The 21,877-nt window shown below is 63.3% G+C and carries 18 protein-coding genes; 10 read left to right on the top strand and 8 right to left on the bottom strand.

Features of this window, described 5'->3' with window-relative positions; genetic code table 11:
• Nucleotides 1-41: 41 nt before the first annotated feature.
• Nucleotides 42-374, bottom strand: a complete 333-nt coding sequence (locus PLO63_01460) for an SMR family transporter (protein HOI72788.1) — start codon at nucleotides 372-374, stop codon at nucleotides 42-44.
• Nucleotides 375-495: 121 nt separating this feature from the next.
• Nucleotides 496-1,125, bottom strand: coding sequence for a DJ-1/PfpI family protein (locus PLO63_01455; protein ID HOI72787.1), 630 nt, complete (start codon nucleotides 1,123-1,125; stop codon nucleotides 496-498).
• 303 nt (nucleotides 1,126-1,428) lie between these two features.
• Between PLO63_01455 and lgt the strand changes: the two genes are divergently transcribed.
• The 9 genes from lgt (at nucleotide 1,429) to PLO63_01410 (ending at nucleotide 10,609) form a co-directional block, all read left to right on the top strand.
• The gene (lgt, locus tag PLO63_01450) at nucleotides 1,429-2,271 is read left to right on the top strand and encodes a prolipoprotein diacylglyceryl transferase (protein ID HOI72786.1); all 843 of its coding nucleotides are present in this window, start codon (nucleotides 1,429-1,431) and stop codon (nucleotides 2,269-2,271) included.
• A 19-nt stretch (nucleotides 2,272-2,290) separates the two neighbouring features.
• Nucleotides 2,291-3,625: an FAD-dependent oxidoreductase gene (locus PLO63_01445; GenBank protein ID HOI72785.1), complete on the top strand. Its 1,335-nt coding sequence runs from the start codon at nucleotides 2,291-2,293 to the stop codon at nucleotides 3,623-3,625.
• A 64-nt stretch (nucleotides 3,626-3,689) separates the two neighbouring features.
• Nucleotides 3,690-4,511, top strand: coding sequence for a DUF350 domain-containing protein (locus PLO63_01440; protein ID HOI72784.1), 822 nt, complete (start codon nucleotides 3,690-3,692; stop codon nucleotides 4,509-4,511).
• A gap of 19 nt (nucleotides 4,512-4,530) precedes the next feature.
• The gene (locus PLO63_01435; GenBank protein HOI72783.1) at nucleotides 4,531-5,151 is read left to right on the top strand and encodes a hypothetical protein; all 621 of its coding nucleotides are present in this window, start codon (nucleotides 4,531-4,533) and stop codon (nucleotides 5,149-5,151) included.
• Nucleotides 5,152-5,156: 5 nt separating this feature from the next.
• On the top strand, nucleotides 5,157-6,344 hold the full coding sequence (locus tag PLO63_01430; GenBank protein HOI72782.1) for a glutathionylspermidine synthase family protein: 1,188 nt from the start codon (nucleotides 5,157-5,159) through the stop codon (nucleotides 6,342-6,344).
• A 15-nt stretch (nucleotides 6,345-6,359) separates the two neighbouring features.
• Nucleotides 6,360-7,322, top strand: a complete 963-nt coding sequence (locus PLO63_01425; GenBank protein HOI72781.1) for a TerC family protein — start codon at nucleotides 6,360-6,362, stop codon at nucleotides 7,320-7,322.
• A gap of 15 nt (nucleotides 7,323-7,337) precedes the next feature.
• Complete coding sequence (locus tag PLO63_01420) at nucleotides 7,338-8,114, top strand: RNA methyltransferase (GenBank protein ID HOI72780.1); 777 nt, start codon at nucleotides 7,338-7,340, stop codon at nucleotides 8,112-8,114.
• Nucleotides 8,115-8,175: 61 nt separating this feature from the next.
• Complete coding sequence (locus tag PLO63_01415; protein ID HOI72779.1) at nucleotides 8,176-9,045, top strand: alpha/beta hydrolase; 870 nt, start codon at nucleotides 8,176-8,178, stop codon at nucleotides 9,043-9,045.
• A 358-nt stretch (nucleotides 9,046-9,403) separates the two neighbouring features.
• Complete coding sequence (locus PLO63_01410) at nucleotides 9,404-10,609, top strand: ATP-binding protein (GenBank protein ID HOI72778.1); 1,206 nt, start codon at nucleotides 9,404-9,406, stop codon at nucleotides 10,607-10,609.
• A gap of 127 nt (nucleotides 10,610-10,736) precedes the next feature.
• Here the strand turns inward: PLO63_01410 and PLO63_01405 are convergent, their stop codons facing one another.
• The 6 genes from PLO63_01405 to PLO63_01380 all read right to left on the bottom strand — a co-directional run bounded on the left by PLO63_01405 (nucleotide 10,737) and on the right by PLO63_01380 (nucleotide 20,362).
• Nucleotides 10,737-15,236 (bottom strand): efflux RND transporter permease subunit, encoded by a 4,500-nt coding sequence (locus PLO63_01405; protein HOI72777.1) that lies wholly within the window; start codon nucleotides 15,234-15,236, stop codon nucleotides 10,737-10,739.
• Complete coding sequence (locus PLO63_01400) at nucleotides 15,233-16,303, bottom strand: efflux RND transporter periplasmic adaptor subunit (GenBank protein ID HOI72776.1); 1,071 nt, start codon at nucleotides 16,301-16,303, stop codon at nucleotides 15,233-15,235. Before PLO63_01400 ends, PLO63_01405 begins: the two co-directional genes overlap by 4 nt.
• Before the next feature lie 18 nt (nucleotides 16,304-16,321).
• Nucleotides 16,322-16,930, bottom strand: coding sequence for a TetR/AcrR family transcriptional regulator (locus PLO63_01395; protein ID HOI72775.1), 609 nt, complete (start codon nucleotides 16,928-16,930; stop codon nucleotides 16,322-16,324).
• A gap of 465 nt (nucleotides 16,931-17,395) precedes the next feature.
• On the bottom strand, nucleotides 17,396-18,214 hold the full coding sequence (locus tag PLO63_01390) for a 3-keto-5-aminohexanoate cleavage protein (protein HOI72774.1): 819 nt from the start codon (nucleotides 18,212-18,214) through the stop codon (nucleotides 17,396-17,398).
• A 49-nt stretch (nucleotides 18,215-18,263) separates the two neighbouring features.
• Nucleotides 18,264-18,626: a nitrous oxide-stimulated promoter family protein gene (locus PLO63_01385; GenBank protein ID HOI72773.1), complete on the bottom strand. Its 363-nt coding sequence runs from the start codon at nucleotides 18,624-18,626 to the stop codon at nucleotides 18,264-18,266.
• A 20-nt stretch (nucleotides 18,627-18,646) separates the two neighbouring features.
• Complete coding sequence (locus PLO63_01380; protein HOI72772.1) at nucleotides 18,647-20,362, bottom strand: mucoidy inhibitor MuiA family protein; 1,716 nt, start codon at nucleotides 20,360-20,362, stop codon at nucleotides 18,647-18,649.
• A 230-nt stretch (nucleotides 20,363-20,592) separates the two neighbouring features.
• On the opposite strand from PLO63_01380, the gene PLO63_01375 reads away from it, so the two are divergent.
• Nucleotides 20,593-21,867, top strand: a complete 1,275-nt coding sequence (locus tag PLO63_01375) for an alpha/beta fold hydrolase (GenBank protein HOI72771.1) — start codon at nucleotides 20,593-20,595, stop codon at nucleotides 21,865-21,867.
• Nucleotides 21,868-21,877: the final 10 nt, after the last annotated feature.

Below are 21,877 nucleotides of genomic sequence, written 5' to 3'. Positions count from 1 at the left end.
GGCGAGGGGAACGACGCAGACGGCCCGTTTTCAACAGCCGCCTAATGCACCACCGTTTTCGAACATACGTTCATGACAACAACCCCCGCCGCAATCAGGACGATTCCTGCAATCGCCGGGGCGTCGAGCTTCTGGTCCAGGAAAAGCCAGGCCACCACGGAAATGAGCACCATGCCGACCCCCGACCACACCGCATAGGCAATCCCCACCGGAATCGTCCGAAGCGTCAGGGACAGGAAATAGAAAGCGGCGCCGTAGCCCGCAACAACAAGCAGCGACGGCAGAAGCCTCGTGAAGCCCTCGCTGCTTTTCAGGGCCGAGGTGGCCACCACCTCGCTCACAATGGCGATCGAGAGAAATACCCACTGCTTCATACGGTCCCCCGGGGCATGCATTCCAGCGGCGTGCTTCAACGAGCCGGCTGCTGCATGCCGTGAATGATGGATGGATATGACCACGCCGGGCGATCCCGGCGACGGCCGCCGCCCGCCCGTCTCAGCGCTTTCTTTTCAAATACGCCGGTGCTTCCGGGCGCATATGAGAGTCTCCATAAGAGCGGCAGAGCGGGTAATACTCGGCGGCGAACTGGGCGACGCCCGCGGCCTGCTCCCCCGCCGTCTCGGCGATAAAGGCGAGCATCATGTCGATCCCGGCGGACACGCCGGCGGCGGTCCAGACGTTGCCATCGCGGGTGAACCGCTCTTCCTCGACGAGCACGTCTCCCAGTTTCCGCAGCCGCTCCAGGGAGCTCCAATGGGTCGTCGCCTTCCGGTCGCTCAGGAGACCGGCTCGATGCAGCAGGAAGGAGCCGGTGCAGACCGAGAGGATGGCCCGGCACGATTTCGCCTGCGCGGCGATGAAGTCGATCAGGGCCGGATTATCGACCTCCCGGCGCGTTCCCTCGCCCCCGGGGACGAGGAGACCATCCAGTGGCGGGCAGTCCGCGAAAGATACGTGCGGGAGGACGGTCAGGCCTTTGGCGCAGGTGACCGGTCCGGATGTCTCGGCGACAATCAGCCGGGTGTCGGGCCCCCCGGCGAACTTGCCCCACATGCCGAGGATCTCCCAGGGACCTGCGAAATCCAGCTCCTCGACGTTCGGAAACACCAGGATCCCCCACTTCATAAGGCCTCCTTTTCGATGCAGGCAACCCGGAATCGGGACCGGGCGCCGCGCGGCGGAATGCGCCCGGACGGCTGCGGTCCGCTCCGCCCCGGCCGGAGCCACGATACAGAAGGCGCCGCCCCCTGTCAATACACCCCGGTTTCAAGGACTTCCGTTGCACAGGGACCACCCGCTGTGATAAGAGACTGCCCGTGTGCCAACGGCGGCGTCAGTCGGGTCTCCCGAAGGGCAACCCGCCGTACAAGGACAATCCCTCAGACACCGCCGGCTTCACAGGGATGCAGGCGGGAGAAAGCAGACCTCATGGACCATCCGGCCGGCTGGGCGGACCTTCCCAGCCACATCAGTCCTTTCCTCTTCCAGATCGGGTCCTTCCAGCTCCGCTGGTACAGCCTGATGTATCTGGTGGCCTTCGGCCTCACCTATTTCCTGGTGGTCCGGAGAATCCGGCAGGAAAAATACCCCTACACGCCGGAAACAATCCAGGACCTATTCATCTGGATCATCCTGGGCCTGATCCTCGGCGGCCGCCTCGGCTACGTCCTGTTCTACAACCTGGACTATTACGCGCATCATCCCCTGGAGATATTCCTGCCCTTTGAATTCGGAAACGGAATCCGCTTCGTCGGCATCAGCGGCATGTCGTTCCACGGCGGGCTCGTGGGGGTGATCCTGGCGGCCGTCTGGTTCTGCCGGCGCAACGGCTTCGCCTTCTGGAACATGACGGACCTGATCTGTCCCACGGTGCCGCTGGGCTACACCTTCGGCCGGCTCGGGAATTTCCTGAACGGCGAGCTCTGGGGACGCGCCACGACGATGCCCTGGGGGATGTATTTTCCCCTCGACCCCACAGGCCGGCTTCGCCACCCCTCCCAGCTTTACGAGGCGTTCTTCGAGGGCCTTGTCCTTTTCGCCATTCTCTGGGCGATCCGCCGGAAAAGCCCCTTTGACGGATTTCTCTTCTCGCTGTATCTGATCGGCTATGGTCTCATTCGTTTCGTCATTGAATTTTTCCGGGAACCAGACGCCCAGCTCGGGCTTCTCTGGCTTTCCCTGAGCATGGGACAGCTTCTCTGCCTGCTCATGATCGGGGCGGGACTGGCGGTCTTCTGGATGCAAAAGACCGCCGCGGCGCGGAATCGGTAACCCGAAAGGAGGCTTCAGGATGGGCAAGAACATGGTCGTGATCGGAGGGGGTGCCGGGGGCGCTTCCGCGTCGGCGGAGGCAAGGAGGAAGGATCCGGACCTGACCGTCACCATCATCGAGCGGACGGCTTATACATCCACAGCCGCCTGTCCGATGCCCTATTTCATAGGCGATCTGATCAAGGACGAGCGGAAACTGATCGCAAGGACCCCGGAGAAGTTCCGGGAATCGGGGATTGAAGTCCTCACGGACACGGGCGTTGAGGCCGTGGATCTCCATGCACGGACGGTGCATGCGGAGGGCGGGAGAACGCTCCCCTTCGACTTCCTCGTCTTCGGCACGGGCGTCAAGGCCTTCACGCCGGGGATGCCCGGAGAGGACCGGGAGGGGGTCTTCGTCCTGAAGCGCCTGACCGACGCCCTCCGCATCAAGCAGTTGATCCGGGAGATGCCCTGCAGGAAGGCCATCATTGTCGGCGCCGGCTTCATCGGCCTGGAGATGGCCGAGGCCTTCCGCATGGCGGGGGTCGGGACGACCATCGTCCACCGGGGAACCCTGCCGGCGGCCCGCTGGGATCCGGAATTTTCGAATCTGATCATCGAAGAGCTGGGCCGTAACGACGTGACGTTCCTGCCGGAGACGACGACGCTTTCCATCGAAGCCGGCTCCACATGCCGCAACCGCCTCAACACGAGCGCCGGTCCCCTGGAGGCGGACATCATCCTCCTGGCACTCGGCACACGTCCGGACGCGGACCTTGCCCGGGATGCGGGCGTGGCCATCGGTCAGACGGGGGCCATCGCGGTCAACTTCTCCCAGCAAACGTCCGAAGAAAACATATATGCCGCCGGGGACTGCTGCGAATCCTTCCACCGGGTGAGCGGGAAATGGGTCCATGTGCCCCTGGGAGACATCGCCAACAAACAGGGCCGCGTGGCCGGCAGCAACATCGGTGGCGATCCCATGGTATTCCCCGGCATCGTGGGCGCCCAGTCCTTCAAGGTCTTCAACCTGGAGGCCGCCGTCACGGGGCTGGGAGAGCGGGAAGCCAAGGCTGCTGGATTTCACCCGGTGAGTACGATCCTGTGGGGAACCAGCGCCGCCCGGTCCATGCCCACCGCCAGGAGAGTGGGCCTGAAGCTCACAGCGGACCGGGGAACGGGAAAGTTCCTGGGGGCCCAGGCCATCGGCGAAGCGGGGGCGGTCAGCCGCGTGAACACACTCTCGGCGGCCCTCTGGGCGGGCCTGTCCCTGGAGGAAGTGGCCTACCTCGACCTGGCGTACGCCCCACCCTTCAGCGGTCCGTGGGACCCAATCCACATCGCCGCCCAGGGGCTGCTCCGGAAACTCTGAACGACCCGCGAACACCGCCGCCACGCCGGTTCCGGCGCCGCGGCCTCAAGACAAGGAGCGAACGATGGAACGATACGGCATGATCGTGGTGTACATGGCGCTCATCCTGGCATTTCTCTACCTTTCCAAGCGGATCGCCGACGTCCTCACGAAATTCGACGACGATCTCGCCGTGGAGAAGGAGGCCAACACGGCCGTGGCGCTCCGCCGGTTCGGCCTCTACGTTGGAATCTGCACCGCCCTGGCGGGGGTCTTCCAGGGGGGGCTCCGGAGGGCCGACCTGGTGGTCTTTCTCACCGACGGGGCCATCACGACGGTCCTCTTCTTCGCGGCCCATCTCCTGAACGACCGCATTCTCGTCCCGGGTGTCCGCAACAACGACCTGATCAAGGCGGGGAACGTGCCGACGGGGATCGTCGAGGCGGGCAGCTTCATCGCCACGGGGATCCTGCTGAACGGCGCATTTGCCGGAGAGGTCGGAGGCATCCTCTCGGCCATGGCGTTTTTCGGGCTGGGCCAGCTCTTCCTGTACCTGGCGGTCTTCATGCACCAGCGGATCTACCGGTTCCGCACGGCGGCCTGCCTGCGGGAGGGCAACCTCAGCGCGGGGATCACCGTGGCGGGGCTGCTCGTGGCCTACAGCATCATCCTGCGGTCGAGCATCGCCGGAGACTTCACCGGCTGGGCCGAGAGCCTGGGCTGGTTTCTCATCAGCGCCGCCTCGGGCATGCTGTTTCTCCTGATTTTCCAGAAGGTCTCCGACTGGATCTTCCTCCCGAAGACGAAACTGGAAGACCAGATCCAGGCGGGGAATACCGCCGCGGCCCTCCTGGTGCAGGGCCTCGTCATCGCCCTCGCCGTCGTCATCAGCCGCATGATCGTTTGACCGGGATCAGGAGGAAGCCATGAAACAGCCGGGGCGCAAAAGCCGAGTCATCGCCGGGGGCGTGTTTTTCCTGGCCCACACCCTGCTCACGGGGTGCGATGAGGCGCCGGTCACGACGACCGGCGGCACGGACGGAAACGTCATGCAGGAACGGAAGGCCGGCGTCATGACCCAGATCGAGGAAACGGCGCCTGGAGACTACAAGATCGTGAACGAATACCCCAGCAGCACCACGGGAGTGGTTGTGAAGCGGCGGGACGGAACCAGCGAGACCCTGCCGGAGGACAAGGTCCGCAGCCTCATGGACGGGGCAGGCCAGGAGCGGAATATGCTGGGCCTGGGGACCGTCCTGTCGGCGGGCCTTCTGGGGTACATGATGGGCAAGACCACGTCCCCGAACCCATTCGTGTACGCTAACGAAGCGGTCTACCAGCAGAGCCTCGCCAGCCGCCTGCCCCTGGAGGAACGCCTCAAGGAAGAGGAAAGGCAGTCGGGCAATCCCACAAGAAGCTACTGGTACGGAAGCCGCTATTACGGATACAGCTACGGAAACCGCCGTTACACGTCGACCTCGCCGGGCGCCCGGAAGGCCGGGTTTTTCTCCCGGATGACGAGCAGCTTCCGGAGCTTCTCGGGCTGAAGGCCGTGCATACCCTGCAGGTGAATCCCATTCCACCGTCCATCTTCGAGAAGGTGGGCTTCTACTGGTACCAGTCTCCCGACAATCTGGACTACGTGGCGGAGGAGCTGGTCCAGGTGACGGAGGAAGAGGGGGAAGCTTACTACCGGGCAGCGGATGAGCTCTACGGCCTATACGTTCAGGCGGCCCAGCACGTCATCGATCACGGCCTCTTCGAACTCCTGGACATCCCGGAAAACCTGGTGGAGATGATCCGGCTCAGCTGGGAGGACGACCGCCACTTCCACCTCCTTGGGCGCTTCGACCTGGCCGGCGGGCTGGATGGAAAGCCCGTCAAGCTCATCGAGTTCAACGCCGACACGCCCTCAATGATCTTCGAGACGGCCCTGATCCAGTGGATGATCCTCCGCCACAACGGCATCGATGAAGAGCGGCAGTTCAACCGCCTCTACGAGACCCTGCAGGAGTCCTTCATCCGGATGCGCAATCTCCACCCGGCCTTTGCCGGCCCCGACGCCCCCATCCCCTGCGCCCTCTTCTCCTGCCTGGACCTGGGCCTCGAAGACGAGAACACGACCCGCCTCCTGGAGGAGATGGCTTACGAAGCAGGTTTCATCACCGGTTTCGAGTATGCCCACGATGTGTTTTTCGATGACGAGGGAATCTACAATCCAGCGGGCGACCGCTTCGATTTCTGGTACAAGCTTCTTCCCTACGAATACATCGCCCTGGAGGAGCCGGAACTGGCGGAGATTCTGACGGGCCTGCTCCGGCGCGACAGGGTCATCCTCCTGAACCCACCCTACTCGCTCCTCTTCCAGTCGAAAGGAATCCTGAAGGTCCTCTGGGACCTCTTCCCGGACCACCCGCTCCTCCTGGAGACATCCTTCGATCCGCTCCGCGGGAAGACCTGCGTGGAGAAGAAGACCTTCAGCCGGGAGGGGGACAACGTGCGGATCCTCGACCCATCGGGAAATGAACTGGACAGAAGGGACGGGGATTATGTATCGTACCGCTCCATTTACCAGGAGTTCGCGGACCTGCCCGCCGACGGCGAAGGCCGTCTCTACCAGGCGGGGGTCTTCTTTTCCTGGGAGCCCTGCGGCCTCGGCTTCCGCCGGGAGAAGGGCATCATCCACAACCTCTCCCAGTTCGCAGGGCACACCGTCCGTGCCGGTTTTCCGGAAACATAACCGAGGTAGAAAGAAATGACAGTCACTGTGGTCGGCTGGATTGTTTTCGCCATTCTCGTTCTCGCATTTCTGGCCCTGGACCTGGGTGTTTTCAACCGGAAGGCCCACGTGGTCCAAGTCAAGGAGGCCCTCCTGTGGACCGGCTTCTGGATTACCCTGGCCATGCTGTTCTGCGGGGGCGTCTACTGGTTCGAGGGGCACCACAAGGCCCTGGAGTTCCTGGCGGGCTACCTGATCGAGTATTCGCTGAGCGTCGACAACCTCTTCGTCTTCCTCTTGATTTTCGGGTACTTCCAGGTCCCTGCCCAGTATGAGCACAAGGCCCTCTTCTGGGGAATCCTCGGGGCCCTGGTCATCCGGGCCGTCTTCATCTTCGCCGGGGTCGCCCTGATCGAACGGTTCGAATGGATCATTTACGTCTTTGGTCTCTTCCTGATCTACACGGCGGCCAAGATGGCCGTGAGCAAGGACCGGGAGGTCCACCCGGAGAAGAACCCCGTCCTGAAGCTTCTCCGCCGGCTCATGCCGGTGGACAACTCCTACGATGGCGGCCGCTTCTTCCTGGTCAAAGACGGCGTCCGCCACGCCACGCCGCTGTTCGCCGTGGTCCTGGCCCTGGAGACGACGGACATCCTCTTCGCCGTCGACTCCATCCCGGCGGTCCTGGCCATCACGACGGACCCCTTCATCGTCTACACGTCCAACGTTTTCGCCATCCTGGGCCTCCGGTCCCTCTTCTTCGCCCTCTCGGGTCTGATGCGGATCTTCCACTACCTCCACTGGGGCCTGGTGGTCATCCTGTCCTTCGTGGGAGTCAAGATGCTCCTGTCCCACCTGGTGAAGATCCCCGTCTTCGTCTCCCTCGGGGTGATCGTCGGCGTCCTGCTCACGGCCATCCTGGCCTCCGTCCTGTGGCCCAAGCCGGTCGAGGAGGGAGACACCGGCGTGTCCCTGGACGACGGGCACCCGCCGGCATAACCGGAGGCCCCTGCCTTGACCGAGCGCTTTCCAGCCCCCTCGCGATCCGAGATCCAGGCCTGGCGGAAGCTCCGCCTGGAGAAATACCGGCGGCGGGAAGGCCTGTTCCTGGCGGAGGGCGTGAAGGTGGTCCGGGAGCTCTTGCGAAGCGCCCGGCCTGTCTCGGCGGTCCTGGTCCGGAAGGATCGCGGGGAATCCTGGCCGTCCCTGCCGGACTCCCTGGCTGAAAAAGCCCCCGTCTATGCGGTGAGGGAGGAAGACTGGAAAGGGCTGAGCCAGGACGTTGAGCCCGAGGGGATTCTGGCCGTCGTCCCCGTTGCCGAGCGGGAGAAGCCGTCCGCGGTCCTTTCGCGGGAGACCGGACCCGTTCTCTGCCTCCACGAGGTGAACAACCCGAACAACCTGGGCGCTCTGCTCCGGACTGCCCACTGGTTCGGCATCCGGACGATCCTGATCGACCCGGGATCGGTGAGCCCGACGAACCCGAAGGCGGTGCGGGCGTCCATGGGGAGCCTGTTTCACCTGAATGTGCTGGAGGAGGTGGATCTCCGGGAAGCGATCCCGCTCCTGAAAAAACGGGGCCCCGTGGCGGCGGCCGTCGCTGCGGGCGGCACTCCCCCGCACGCGGGCGGTGCGGCGGCTATCCTCCTGGGGAGCGAGAGCCACGGCCTGCCGGAGGATCTCCTGGCCCTGGCGGACGAGCAATGGACGATCCCCGGGAAGGGCGACGCCGAATCGCTCAGCCTGCCGCAGGCGGCGGCGATCCTGATGTATGCATGGACCGCCGGCTGATCCTTCCAATTCCCCGTTCCGCTGGACACGGGATCCCGCGGGACCTCACCGGGAGAAAGACATGAAACACGTCGTGAACGGTGCCCTGGCAATCCTGATCGCCCTCGTGGTCTTAGCGGCCCCGGTACAGTCCGCGGACACCGCGAGCAAGATGCGGGGTGAGAAGCCGATCCTCGTCATGATTCACGGCATGTTTGCCGGCCCCTGGTGCTGGGATTCCTTCCGGAGCTACTTCGAGGCACAGGGCTATCAGGTCGTCACCCCGACCCTCCGTTACCACAACATCCCCCTGAGCTCCCCTCCGGATCCACGCCTTACGGACACGAGCGTCCTGGATTATGCGGCGGACGTGGAAAAGGAGATCCGGGCCCTCCCTGCCAAACCGGTCATCATCGGCCATTCCATGGGCGGACTCATCGCCCAGATCCTCGCGAGCCGGGGCGTGGCGAAGGCGGCGGTCCTCGTGGCGCCGGCCTTTCCCCGGGGCGTCAACCCCCTGTCCTGGACCGGCTTCAAGAGCGCCTGGATGAACATGGGGCGCTGGGGCTCCTGGAAAGAGCCGATCCGCCCGACCTTCGAGGGGGCCGTATACTCCTCCTTCCACCGCGTGCCGGAAGATCAGCGGAAACGGATATTCGAAAAACTGACCTACGAATCTCCGAAGGCGGCCCTGGAGATCAGCTTCTGGTTCCTCGATACCACCAAGGCCACACAGGTGGACGAATCGAAGGTGACCTGCCCGGTCCTGACCATCGCCGCGGAGGAGGACCGCCTCCTGCCCCCCTCCATCGTGCAGAAGATCCATCGCAAATACGGGAAAGTATCCATGTACCGCGAGTTTCCCGGCCGCGACCACTTCCTCATCGCCGAACCGGGCTGGCAGGAAGTCGCCGCCTACATCGACGGGTGGATGGGGCGGCAGGGGCGGTAAAGAACGATCATCTTGAGGATATCGGCAGAGGAAAATACCGGCTGCTTCTCGTATGCACGACGAATCATCCGACCCGAACATACATTCACATGAAGCAGTCCATTGAATCGCTTTAACAAAGGATTACCTAAAGGGTGGGGGAAATTTGCCACCCCCCTTCTGATAGACGGACACATAGATTTACCCCTCAGGCGTGGGGATGAACCGTTGTCGGGGGGCATCTTCCCGACAACCGCTGTCCATGCCACGGACGTTCGAAAACGACGTCCGCCTGCCAAGTCGCGCCTGGACTCGCCCCGGGCATGAACCATGAAATTTCTCTTGCAGAAATAGAAATTTCATGGTTCTATTGCATCCAATGGAAATCATAAGAGTAAAAGAGTTACAGACAATCGAGGAAAAACTGCGCGGCGTCCCCGTCGTCGCCCTTCTCGGTCCCCGTCAATGCGGCAAGACCACCCTTGCCCTGCAGTATGCCCATCGCCTCGGGGAGAAGGCGTTTCATCATTTCGACTGTGAGGACCCGAGGGTCGTCGAGCGTCTGTCCAATCCCATGTTGACCCTGGAACCCCTTGAGGGGCTGGTCATCATCGACGAAATTCAACGCCGCCCCGATCTTTTCCCTGCTCTCCGGGTGCTGGTCGACCGCGACGTCTCCAGAAGGTTCCTCATACTCGGCAGCGCTTCCAGGGACTTGATTGCTCAAGGCTCCGAGACCCTGGCCGGACGCATCTCCTTCGTCGAGTTGGGCGGGTTTGCCATCCGGGACGTTAAACCTGAAGAGTACCGCCGGTTGTGGGTCCGGGGCGGATTTCCCCGCTCTTTCCTGGCGGAAAGCGAGGATGCTTCCCTGTCATGGAGAGAAGACTTTGTCAGGACCTTCCTGGAGAGAGACGTTCCCAATCTGGGAATCCGGGTCCCCGCTCTCCAACTCCGCCGTTTCTGGACGATGCTGTCCCACTATCACGGTCAGGTCCTGAACGTATCGGAACTCGGGCGCAGCCTGGGCGTTTCCGACACGGCGGTCCGCCATTATCTGGACATTCTCACGGGCACCTTCCTGATCCGGCAGCTCCAGCCCTGGTTCTACAACACAACGAAACGGCTCGTGAAAAGGCCGAAAATCTATTTCCGCGACTCCGGCCTCCTCCACACCTTGCTCACCGTCCGGGATGAAAGCGATCTCCTCTATCATCCCCGCCTGGGTGCTTCCTGGGAGGGGTTTGCCCTGGAGCAGGTGATCCGACATTTAGGGCTCCACGATGAGGAGGTTTTCTTTTGGGCCGTACACACCGGGGGAGAGTTGGATCTTCTCTTTCATGCCCGGGGAAAACCCTGGGGAGTGGAATTCAAATATGCGGAAGCACCGGCTGTCAGCGCCTCCATGCACTCGGCTTTCCGGGAACTGGGACTGGCCCATCTGTGGGTTGTCTATCCAGGCAAAGAAACCTACCCGCTGGATACGAACATCAGCGCGACTGGACTGAGTGGTCTGGAACAGGAATTTCAACGGATTGCCGCATCCCCGAAAAAAGGCACAGGCCCTGCCGGCAAAGATCGGTAGCCACCGCTTACACTGTCAAGGCCGGATCCTGCGTTTGAAGAACGTTTCCGATGGGCGTTGGAGTGAACCGGTTTCAGTCCCTTGTTAATTTTCAGGCGAAATGGAACATCCATCCCCCCTCGAACCGCTAGAGCCTCCCCGACAGAAGTTGCAGGTCCGTCACGACGATCCGGTAATTCAGCTGCGCGGCAAAGAGGTCCGACTCGGCCTTCATGAGGGCCGCCTTCGCCGTGAGACAGTCCGCTTCGAGACTCAGCCCGGCCTCGTACCGGTCCTTCTGGATCCGGTAATCCTCCCGGCGGTAGTCGACGACCTTCCGGGCGACGGAAATCAGCTCGACCGCCTGGGAGGCCCTCCGGTGCGCCTTTTCGATGTCCGCATTCACCTGCTCCAGCGTGTTGGCCAGGTTCTCTTCGGCCTGCCTTTTCAGGGCGAGGCGCTGCCTCTTCACGTACACGTTGGAGACGGCGTCCTGGATGTTCCACTGGAGAGAGACGCCGATGAAGGCGTCCCGGACGTTCCACCCCGGATCGAACCCGGAATGGATCGCGCTCTGCCGGAAGTGCGCATTGCCCTCCTGCCAGGTATAGCCGCCCATCACGCCGAAGTCCGGCAGGTAGCTGAACCGGCTGGCGTCTATCGCGTGCTCGGCCTTGGCTTTCTGAACGGCCGCCGCTTTCAGATCGCTGTTGCCGGTCTGCGCCTCCCGGGCCAGGGCATCCACCGGCATGAGTTCGTATATGGTGTCATCGAAGGTTACCGGATCAAGGACGAACGGAGTGGAGGACGGCAGGCCGATCAGGTGCCTCAGATCGGCGGAATAGTCGTCGATCTGGATCCGGATCTTCAGAAGGTTCTGCTCCTCGTCGGCCACGGCCGCCTTCAATCCCGCCAGGCTGGACGGCGTCGTCTTGCCGGCCAGGACGGCGCTCTCGACGTCGTGAAGCTTCCGTTTCGCCAGGGTCCGCTTGATCTGTGCCTCTTCCTTCTGCTTCTGGAGGATCAGCAGGCCGAAATAGAGCTTCTCCGCGGCCTGCTTCACCTGCATGATCGCCTTGGCCTGTTCGATTTCCGAAATCGCGAGGTCCGCCTTGGAAATTTCAACGCCAGACCGGATCTTCGGGATCTGCGAGACGGGCTGATAGAAGCGGACTCCTGCGCTGGCAACATCGTAACTGTTCAGATCCAGGGCCAGGTCCACCGAGGGGACCGGCAGATGGACCGAGCCCGTGGAAACCGTGCCGAGAAATCCCTGGCTGAGATCGACCGTGCCGGCCACGCTGCTGTACTGATACGAGCCGCCGACCACGACGGCGGGGAAATACTTGACCCTGCTTTCGCTCACTTTCTGCCGCTTTTCGTCCACCTGGAGCTGCCTGATATGGAGCAGCCGGTTGTTCCGGACGGCCAGTTCCGTAACCTTCTGCAGGTTCAGCCGCTCCGGGCCGTCCTGGGCGCCGGCACCGGCCGGGAATAGAATCAGGGCGATCAGGAGCAGGGAAGCGACTTGTTTTCGCAGGCCTGTATGGGCGGGCCTTTCAAGGCTTGCCGGGGACTTCGCCAGGACGCCGGAAGGCTTGATCATGGCGGCGTAGAGAACCGGCACCAGGAGGAGCGAGACAACCATGGAGAGCATGATGCCCACGGCGATCACGCTGGCCAGAGGGCTCCACAGGGGCGACCCGGAAAGGATCATGGGAAGGACGCCGATCGCCGCCGCGCTGGCCGTCAGGAAGATGGGCCGCAGCCTTCTTTTTCCTGATTCCAGGGCGGCCGTCCGGATGGAAGCGCCGCCGCGGCAGAGCTCGTTGGCATGGTCGATGAGGATGATGGCGTTCCGGACCACGATGCCCGACAGGCTGATCAGGCCGACAAAGGCGGTGAATCCGAAGGGATTGCCCGTGATCAGCAGTCCCAGAAACGCCCCGAACATGCTCAGGGGAATCGTCAGCATGACGATGAAGGACTGCTTCAGGTTGCGGAACTGGAACAGGAGAACGAGAAAGATGAGCACAATGCTGATGGCCAGCACCACCAGCATCTCCGAAAAGGTCTCCCTCTGGTTTTCGTATTCCCCGCCATATTCGATCCGGAATCCCGGTGGGAGCGCGATTCTGGATATCTGCGGCCGCGCCTTTTTCAGGACCTGCGAGGCCAGGATGCCCTCCGCCGGCTCGCATTGAACCGTCAGCGTCCGGAGACCATTGAGGTGCCGGATCCGGCCGTGATGCCACTGCGGCTCCAGCGTCGCGATCTGGCGAAGCGGCACCGCCGCACCGGTTACGGGAGACGGCAGGTACATGTTCCTGAGGTGGTCGAAGCTGCCCCGGCTCCGCTCGTCCAGGCGCAGCAGGATCTCCACGGGCGTGTTGCCTTCGTAGAGGGTCGACACGGGCGCACCGGTGAAGCCGGCGTAAATGGACTTGGCAACGCTTTCCGTGGTGAATCCCATGCGGGCGGCATTGTCCAGGAGCCGGACGGAGACGCCGTAATAGTCCTCCCGGAAGTCGGAGCGGATGAAGGCGGCGGCGCGGGTCTCCCGGAGAATGTCCTCCACCTGGCGGCCGGCGCTTTTCAGGGTCGCGATGTCGTCGCCGACGATCCGGACCTCGACGGATGCGGCGGCGGGGACTCCCTGCTGCATGAGCCTGGCCTGGACCCTCCCTTCGGGGACCTCTCCGTCCACCCGGGCGTTCAACTCACGCTGGAGTTGCTTCGCCTCCTCGTCCGTGTTCGTGTTCACGATCACCTGCGCAAAATTGGCGCCCGGCGGCTCGGGAATGAAATTGTAATAAAAGCGCGGCGCCCCCATGCCGATGAAGCCGGCATAGTTCACAACCCGCCTGTCGTTTTTCAGCATGCCCTCGATCTTCCGGACGGCCTGCCCGGTCTTCTCCAGCTTCGTGCCCGTGGGCATCCACAGCTCCACGATAAACTGGTTTCGCTCCGCCGCCGGAAAGAATTTCTGGGGGATGGCCTGGTACAGGGCCACCGCCAGCAGGATGATGACGAGGCAGGCGGAGATCGACACCCGGGAGTGGGCCATGCACCAGGCGATGGCCCGGTCGTATCCAAGCTGCATGAAGTCGAGAAGGGACCGGTCTTTTTTCCCGCTCGTCTTCCCGGTTTCTTCCCGGTCGTGAAGGCCCTTCCGGATGAACGTCAGGCAGAGGAGCGGCGTCAGGACCATGGCGACGAAAAAGGAAGCCGCCAGGGCGATGGAGACGGTCAGGGGCAGGGCGATGATGAACTCGCCGACCATGCCCGTCAGAAGCGTCATCGGCAGGAAGGCTGCAATGATGGTCACCGTCGCCGCCAGGATGGGCACCACGAGGTCGGAGGCGCTGCGCCAGGCGGCGGTCTTCCGGTCCACTCCCCCGTCCAGCAGCTCCACGTAGTTGTCGGCAACGACGACGGCGTCGTCCACGACCATGCCCAGCGCCACGATCAGGGCGGCCAGGGAAACCTGGTGCAGCTCGATGCCCAGGGCGTGCATGACGCCGAATGTCACGGCGACGGTCATGGGGATGGCCATGGCAGCCACGGCGGCCACGCGGAACGGGAGGAGCAGCACGATGACCAGGATGACCGCGACGATGGCCAGCATGAACTCGCGAAGGAAATGGCCGACGTTTTTCGCGACCACGGCGGGCTGGTTGACGATCGTGGTCAGCTTGACGCCCGCCGGGAGGAGCCTCGATGTTTCGGCGAGCTTCCGGTCCACCTCTTTCCCGAACTCGACGATGTTGCGGCCTTCATGCATCTGCACGGCCAGGAGCATGGTGTTCCTGCCGTTGACCGTGGCCCGGGAGGCCGGCTCCTGGTACTGCCTCTGGATCGCCGCCACGTCCCTCAGGCGCACCGTCTCGCCGGTCCTGGCCAGGCCGATGATCTGGTCGCCGATCTCCGTCTCCGTCCGGTAATATCCCCTGGTGTAAAGGCGCACCTGCGAGTCCGGCGTCGAAAGGTCGCCTGCGGGGCCGATGGTGTTCTGCGACTGCAGGACCATCATGGCCGTCGCGAAGGTCATCCCGTATCGCTCCAGCTTCGCGCTGTCCGCCGAGATGAGGATCTGCTCCTTCTGGCCGCCGATGCGCCTGATCTTCGAGACGGACTTGAGGGTCCGGAGGCTGTCTTCCAGCTTCCGGGCACAGTCGCTCATCCGGGCATAGTCGGGATCGTCCATTTCAATGGCGATCAGGAGCGCCTCCACGTCGCCGAACTCGAAATTCACGATGGGTCCCTGGACACCCGGCGGCAGGCTGACGGCCTTCTGGACGAGCAACTGGTGGTTCAGCTTGCTCCAGAAGACGTCCAGGTCTTTCACGCTGTCGTTCAGCCAGACGTTGATGAGGACGACGCCGTCGCGGGTGGTGGAGGTCGTTTTCTCTTTCCGGACCTCTTCATACTGGAACAGGTACTGCTCCAGCTTCTTCGTGACCTGCTCCTCTACCTGGAGCGAATCGGCCCCGGGGTAGAAGGCAATGACCTGCCCCACCCGGATACGGATCTTGGCGTCCTCGCGCCGCGGCATCTCCAGGAGGGAGAAGGTGCCGACGGCAAACAGGATGAGGAGGACGGAGACGGTGACCTGGGGATACTTCAGGGATTTCTTGACGAAGTTCATGGTGCCTGCTTGACTGTCACGGGAGTTCCGTCATTCAGCTTATGCTGGCCGCCGACCACGACCTGCTCGCCCGGAGCGAGGCCGGAGGTCACGGCGATGCCGTTTTCACGGATCTCCCCGAGGGAAATCCTGCGCTTGAAGGCCTGTTTCCGGTTTTCATCAACGACGAAGACATAGGCCGCATTGTCCGGGTCTCGCATGACCGCTTCCCCGGGCACGGCCATGATCTCCGTCTTCTTTCCGGACTGGATCCGGATGTCCGCCGTCATGCCCGGACGCATGAGCAGATCGGGGTTCCCGACTTCGATCTTCACGGGAAACGCCCGGGTCGTCGCTTCCGCGAGGGAGCCGATCTCCACGACCTTCCCGGCATACTCGGAATCGAGGGAGGAAATGCGCACCCGGGCCTCGGAGCCCATCCGGATGAACTGCAGGTCCGTCTCGGGAACAGAGGCGTTGACCTTCACGACGTGGATGTCGGAGACCGCGAAGACGGGCATGCCCGTGCCGATGATCTCCCCGACTTCGACCCCGCGCTTCAGGAGAATCCCGCTGAAAGGCGTGTACAGCCTCGTGTCCGCCAGGTTTTTCGCCTGCAGCCGCTGCTGCGCCCGGGCCTGCCGCAGACCGCTGTTGATCTTCGCGTAGTCGCCGTCCGAGAGGCTCTTCCGCTCGTGCATCAGGGTCAGTCGCCGGTGCTCGTCCTCGATTTGGGCGACGGCGGCGTCGGCCAACTCCTTGCCGATCCGGTAGCTCTCCGGGTCGAGGCTGGCCAGGAGCTGCCCCGCCCGGACCGTCTCCCCTTCCCTCGCGGCGATGTAGTTGACCTTCCCGGCCACCAGGAAGCCCAGGCGCGCGGTTCTCAGCCCTTCGATGTTCCCAGTGACGGAGATGACCTTTTCGACGTCCGTTTTCTCGATTGTTTTCACGGCCACGGGGACGGGGGCGCTCACCTGCTCGCTCGCGCTTTTGCCACCGCTGCAGCCGGCCGCAAGAAACACAGGAATCACGAGAAGGCAGGCAATGAAACGGACGCGTTCGATACGATTACCTCTGGGTTTCAACATGCGGCCTCACCGTTCCACTCATGCTCGTTCGGGCACCGGACGGCATTCAGGGCGGACGATCCCGTAGAAGAGCAGGTTCAGAAACCCGTCCACCCGCTCCTTCAGCACCGGCCAGCTCTCCTCATAGGCAAGGGGCGGATGGATGCGATGCATGATGAAGTGTATCGACATGGCCAGCTGACTCGTATCGATGTCCGTGAATATTTTCAGAATTTTTCCTTCTTCGAGAATCGCAATGAGCGTGTCGATCATGTTCCGGTTGAAGGACAGCTCGATGTTGCCGTAAATGACGCCCAATTGCTCCGCCATCTCTCTGGGGACGTCCAGCATCTCCCTCAGGCCGCGGGTGTGTTCGAGGACCGACAGAACCATGGCCCGCAGCTTCTGACGGGGATCGGATTCCCCGGCGACGGCCTCCTCCATCTTCCGCATGATCTTCTCTTCCTCGGAGTGCAGCATGGCCTCGATCATCTCCCACTTTCCGCCGGGGAAGTAATGATAGAGGGCCGTTTTCTTGACGCCGAGGGGGCGGACGATGTCCGCCAGGGTCAGCTTGTCGAAGCCGTATTTCACCGACATCGTGCGGACCACATCGAGGATTTTTTCCTTGTCCAGATTCTTGGCCATGAGTCGCTCCAGAAAAACTTAACTTTTGGTTCGAAAATTAAGTTTTCTCCCTTCGCCTGTCAAGTCGTTTTTATCGTGGTCATGTAATCCGTAAAATAATCGGCATGTTCTACTTCCACCGACCCGCATCGCCGTGGCCGAGGGGAAACGTTCGACCATCGGTACAGGCATGGACCTCTACCAGGCCGTTTGGTCATGGCCGAAAAGTGGATCAGCGATAAGAAAAAAGCGGGAACATGAAACGGGGCTTAAGCGGGTGCACATCAGCCGGACAGAAGGAAAAAAACCGAGGCTTACCACGTGTGGACGCCGGTCACCCTGCTTTGTCCCCGTCGGCGCAGGTTTGGCGGGGTGATGGGAAAGGCCGGTCCTTGGAACCGTGGATTGCCGTCCGGGGGGGCGGCAATGCGGTGGAAACGAATGGTTTGCCTCGTTGAAAGAATGAATCCGAATTTCGGCAGGAGACTAAATTCCCAGGATCTTTCTCGCCTCGGCGGGCGTGGCGATGTCCCGGCCGTAGGCCCGGCAGATGCGGACCACCCGCTCCACCAGCTCGGCGTTCGTCTTCGCCGGCACCCCCCGGTCCACGTAGATGTTGTCCTCCATGCCCACCCGGATGTGGCCGCCCAGGATGAGGGCCATCATGGCCATGGGCAGGGAGCCCCGGCCGATGCCGATGGTCGACCAGGTGGCGTCCGCGGGCAGGTGCTCGTGAAGGTGGAGGAAAGACTTGGGCGTCGCCGGCGCCCCCCAGGGGGTCCCCAGGACGAACTGGAAGTGGAGCGGGTCGTCCAGCTTCCCCTCGTCCCGCATCCGGACGGCCGTGATAAGCATCCCCAGGTCGAAGACCTCGATCTCCGGCTTCACCCCTGCCTCCCGCATCATCCGTGCGGCCTCGTCCAGGAATTCCGGGCTGTTGGCGAAGACGCGACCGCCGAGGTTGATCGATCCGGCATCGAAAGAGGCCAGCTCCGGCTTCAGGGCCAGGGGGGCCAGGCGCTCCTCCGTCGGCAGGTTCCGCCCGGGAATGCCGCTGGTGGTGAGGCTCAGGATCAGGTCCGTCTTCTCCCGGAGGGGCTCCACGACGCGCCGGAACAGGTCCGGGTCCTGGGAGCCGAGGCCCGTCTCGGGGTCCCGGACGTGGAGGTGGACGATGGAGGCCCCGACCTGCCAGGCCTCGACGGCGGAGGTGGCGATCTCCTCCGGCGTGATGGGGATGTGGGGGGCGACATCGCGCATCATGCGGCTGCCCGTGATCGCGGCGGTGATGATGACCTTGTCCATGAAGTGAACTCTCCTGAATGATTTGATTCGGGGCGGCAGCCGACGACAGTCATCCCTCCGGGCTGCCTCGCCCTTTGCCCGGCCTCCCGGGCGTTTTCCGGCGCCCGTCCAGGAGGTGCATCATGGCCAGCCAGGGATGCTCCCGGATCATCCGGGGCCCGGCGTAGCGCATGACCTCCCGGATCCGTTCCCGCATCTCCGGCCGGTAGCAATGGACGGGGCAGCGGGCACAGGTGGGCTTCCCCTCCCCGAAGGGGCACTTTGCGAGGCGTCCCTCGGCGTACCGGAGAAGATCGCTGCACTCCCCGCAGAGACCGCCTCCCTCCGGCCTGTGGACGTCCCGGCACCGGAGTCGGATCATGGCCTCCAGGGTCTTCCGCTCCCGGGACAGCCGCCGCCCGGCCGCTCCCATGGGCGCCCTCCCCACGGCCCCTACAGGCCGACGGGCGGCGTGTCCTTGGGGTAGGACACCTCGAAGGAGATGCCGACATCCCGCTTTTCTCCCGGCTTCAGCGCGACTTCCCAGAGGTAGACGCCCTCCTGGCCCTGGACGTCCTTTTCCTTCGGCTGGGGGTCGAGCTTCAGGTCCTTCACCTGGATCCGGTCGGTCCGGGAGACCGGCACGGCGTCGAGAATCCGGACGGTAACGGGCTTGTCCTTCAGGTTCTCGACCGTCAGCGTGTAGGAAAGCTCGCGGACGGCCGTGTTCCGCTCCATCCCGAAGAGGGTCTCCTTCAGCCTGTCCCGGCTCTTCACCCGCTGGACCTTCACCTCCCGGTCGGCCCCCAGGTTCAGGTAGAACTCCCTGCCCGGCCGCTTTTCCGCAAGCGTGGTCTTGCCAACGTAGCGCCCGCTGAAATAGACGTTCAGCGGCCCGCTCAGGAGCTCCGCGTCGGAGGCGGTCCGGCACACGAGAAAGGCAAGGCTGTTGACCTTCGGCACCGTGTAGAGGAAGAAATCCCCCTTGAGGCGCTTAGCCGTCAGGGGCAGGATCGTCTCCTTGTCCCGCGACTCGATGCTCACCGCCTGGGGGATGCGGTACTCGAAGGACAGCGCACCCGCCTCCCGGGCGGCAGAGACGAAGGCGGCCTCCCGGGCGGGGGCTTCGTCTTCCACGGCCCCGGCCAAGGCCTCCGCCATCGGGGCCGGCGCCGCCATGGTGGCCTTGGCCCGGCTCATGCCGTTGCGCTCGGCCTTCCGGTAGGCCATGGGCGCGGGCCTCGGCATCGAGAGGATCCAGGGGGCGGCTTCGGGAAGGTCGACACCCTTGAGGGGAACCACGTTGGAGAGGGAGAGGGCCACCTTGTCCCAGTCCTCTCCCGTCTTCTGCCGGATCCGGGAAAACAGGGACAGGTCCACGCCGTCCATGGAGGCGGGAACGGAGGCCCGGTAGAGGGCGCCCCACGCGGCCTGCCGCACGAGGTAGGACGCCTCGACGCGGATGCGATGCTCCCGGGCGGCCCGGAAGGTCACCTCGATGACCTTCTTCGCCTCTCCCGAGGGTCTCCGCAAGGCCTGCAGCTCCTTTTCGGCGACCGCAATGTCCTTCCGGACGTCCTCGATCTTCTCGTCCAGGGCCCGCCGGTCCCGCGCGACGGCATCAAACTGCGTACCCAGGAACCGGACGGTCTTGTCCAGGTCTTCCGTTTTCGGGAAGGACGTCTTGATGTCCTTGGGCACCTGCCCCTCGGAGAAGGAGACGACGGATTTCAGAAACTGCTCCTTCTTTGCGAGGACCTCCCTGTCGTCGTTCAGGCGCCGCTCCGTCCTGCGCAGGGACTTGAGCTTCTGCTCCAGGGTCCTGATGTTCTCCTGGGCCGCCTCCCGGAGGGGTACCTCCCGGAACTGGACGCCCAGGATCTCCCCGTCCCCGAAGACCCTGGCCGTGACGGAGTCACCGTCCACCTGGAAGGCCTCCACGTCCAGGAGCAGCTCGTGGAGGCCCGGCTTGACGCGGATTGACGCCTCCCGGGTGACCAGGGCCTGATCCGTGAAGAGCATGACGTCCCGGATCTTCGACGGGACCGTCTCGGAGGCCCCGGCCGGGATTGCCGGGGCAGCCAGGAACAGCAGGAGAAGAACGGCGAGAGCCCTCCCGGGGCAATGCCGCATCCGATTGCCGGAAAGCGCGATTTTTCTCCGGAACATGATTTTCTCCTTTCCAGGGGAAGGGGTGGAGGCTTGAAACACTACCCGTATCGCGGCAGAGGATACAATCCTCCCGGCCGTTGGGCAAGATGTTCTTTCGACCCGATTTTTTCCTCTGCACGCGGCCCCCGATCATGTATAGAAGGACCATTCCTTGATTCGTCCCCCGGAGCATTTCGCCCGGCAACTCCTTATCGGCCTGAGGCCGTCACGCAACGAGGTCCTGTCGAATGAAGCGCTTCATCACCCTTTGCATGCTCTGTCTCCTGCTGCTGCCCGCTGCCGGACCGGCGGCGGACCAGGACTACGGATACCCGATCCCGGGCGCCTACGAGGCCACGATCCTGGGGACCCCCGATCCCCTCAAGGCGCCGCCTCCGGAGCGCATCCGGGTTCGCCAGGTTGTCGTCGACATCCGTCCCGCGCTCCGGAAACCCGATGTGTTCTTCTACGACGAGGGACTTCGCTGTACGCTGGCCTGCCAGGACGGGAAGGCTCCCCTGGTTTTCCTGATCGCCGGGACCGGCGCCGATGACCAGTCGCAGAAAGCGCTGGTGATGATGGCGGCCCTCTACAAGGCAGGCTACCACGTCATCACCCTGCCGTCCCCCAGCCACCCGAACTTCATCATCAACGCCTCCCGAAGCCACGTTCCCGGCGACCTGACCGAGGATGCGGAAGATCTCCACCGGGCCATGGAGCTCGTCTGGGACCGGGTGAAGGCGGATGTCGAGGTGTCCGAGTTCCACCTCTGCGGTTACAGCCTGGGAGGGACCCAGGCGGCCTTCGTGGCCAGGCTGGACGAGGAGCGCCGCACATTCAACTTTCGCAGGGTCCTCCTGGTCAATCCGGCGGTGAATCTCTACCACTCGGTCACCCGCATCGAGGGTCTCCTGGACCGGATCCCCGGCGGCCAGCGAAAGATCGGCACCTTCTTCAACCGGATGCTCGCCCGGTTCACCGAGTTCTACCGCAGGGGCGATTATGTCGACATCGACAACGAGTTCCTCTACGCGATCTACCAGGCCCACCTCTTCTCGCGCGAGGAAAGCGGGGCGCTCATCGGGCTCACCTTCCGGATCTCCCTGGCCGGAATGATTTTCACCTCCGATGTCATGACCAACGGCGGCTACGTCGTACCGAAAAACCGTGCTCTCAGCGCCACCGACCCGCTCGGCGACTATTTCCGGGTCTCCGTCCACCTGAGTTTTCTCAACTTCTTCGACGAGTATGTCTACCCCCACTTCCGCGGGAAGCGGCCGGGGCTCGACCGGGCGGCCTACATCGATTCCCTGGGCCTCAGGAGCATCGAGGCGTACCTGAAGGCATCCCCCAAGTTCGGGGCGATGACGAACGAAGACGACTTCATCCTTTCGAAGGACGAAATCGATTATCTGCGCGTGCTCTTCGGAGAGCGGACCCGGGTCTATCCGCGCGGGGGGCACATGGGAAACCTTGAATACCGGGACAACATGACCGACCTGGTCGGCTTCTTTCAGCAGTAGAGGTGTACCG

This window comes from Syntrophales bacterium (genome assembly GCA_035363115.1).
Classification (GTDB): Bacteria; Desulfobacterota; Syntrophia; order Syntrophales; family PHBD01; genus PHBD01.
Note: the sequence above shows the minus strand (reverse complement) of the source record. Positions and strands in the feature narration are given on the sequence as shown.

What these genes read in the sequence shown, in the direction of transcription:
- PLO63_01435 (HOI72783.1), top strand. Translation starts at nt 4,531, where the DNA reads ATGAAACAGCCGGGGCGCAAAAGCCGAGTCATCGCCGGGGGCGTGTTT.
- PLO63_01410 (HOI72778.1), top strand. Translation starts at nt 9,404, where the DNA reads ATGGAAATCATAAGAGTAAAAGAGTTACAGACAATCGAGGAAAAACTG.
- PLO63_01405 (HOI72777.1), bottom strand. Translation starts at nt 15,236, where the DNA reads ATGAACTTCGTCAAGAAATCCCTGAAGTATCCCCAGGTCACCGTCTCC.
- PLO63_01445 (HOI72785.1), top strand. Translation starts at nt 2,291, where the DNA reads ATGGGCAAGAACATGGTCGTGATCGGAGGGGGTGCCGGGGGCGCTTCC.
- lgt (HOI72786.1), top strand. Translation starts at nt 1,429, where the DNA reads ATGGACCATCCGGCCGGCTGGGCGGACCTTCCCAGCCACATCAGTCCT.
- PLO63_01415 (HOI72779.1), top strand. Translation starts at nt 8,176, where the DNA reads ATGAAACACGTCGTGAACGGTGCCCTGGCAATCCTGATCGCCCTCGTG.
- PLO63_01440 (HOI72784.1), top strand. Translation starts at nt 3,690, where the DNA reads ATGGAACGATACGGCATGATCGTGGTGTACATGGCGCTCATCCTGGCA.
- PLO63_01400 (HOI72776.1), bottom strand. Translation starts at nt 16,303, where the DNA reads ATGTTGAAACCCAGAGGTAATCGTATCGAACGCGTCCGTTTCATTGCC.
- PLO63_01380 (HOI72772.1), bottom strand. Translation starts at nt 20,362, where the DNA reads ATGTTCCGGAGAAAAATCGCGCTTTCCGGCAATCGGATGCGGCATTGC.
- PLO63_01425 (HOI72781.1), top strand. Translation starts at nt 6,360, where the DNA reads ATGACAGTCACTGTGGTCGGCTGGATTGTTTTCGCCATTCTCGTTCTC.
- PLO63_01390 (HOI72774.1), bottom strand. Translation starts at nt 18,214, where the DNA reads ATGGACAAGGTCATCATCACCGCCGCGATCACGGGCAGCCGCATGATG.
- PLO63_01460 (HOI72788.1), bottom strand. Translation starts at nt 374, where the DNA reads ATGAAGCAGTGGGTATTTCTCTCGATCGCCATTGTGAGCGAGGTGGTG.
- PLO63_01385 (HOI72773.1), bottom strand. Translation starts at nt 18,626, where the DNA reads ATGGGAGCGGCCGGGCGGCGGCTGTCCCGGGAGCGGAAGACCCTGGAG.
- PLO63_01395 (HOI72775.1), bottom strand. Translation starts at nt 16,930, where the DNA reads ATGGCCAAGAATCTGGACAAGGAAAAAATCCTCGATGTGGTCCGCACG.
- PLO63_01455 (HOI72787.1), bottom strand. Translation starts at nt 1,125, where the DNA reads ATGAAGTGGGGGATCCTGGTGTTTCCGAACGTCGAGGAGCTGGATTTC.
- PLO63_01375 (HOI72771.1), top strand. Translation starts at nt 20,593, where the DNA reads ATGAAGCGCTTCATCACCCTTTGCATGCTCTGTCTCCTGCTGCTGCCC.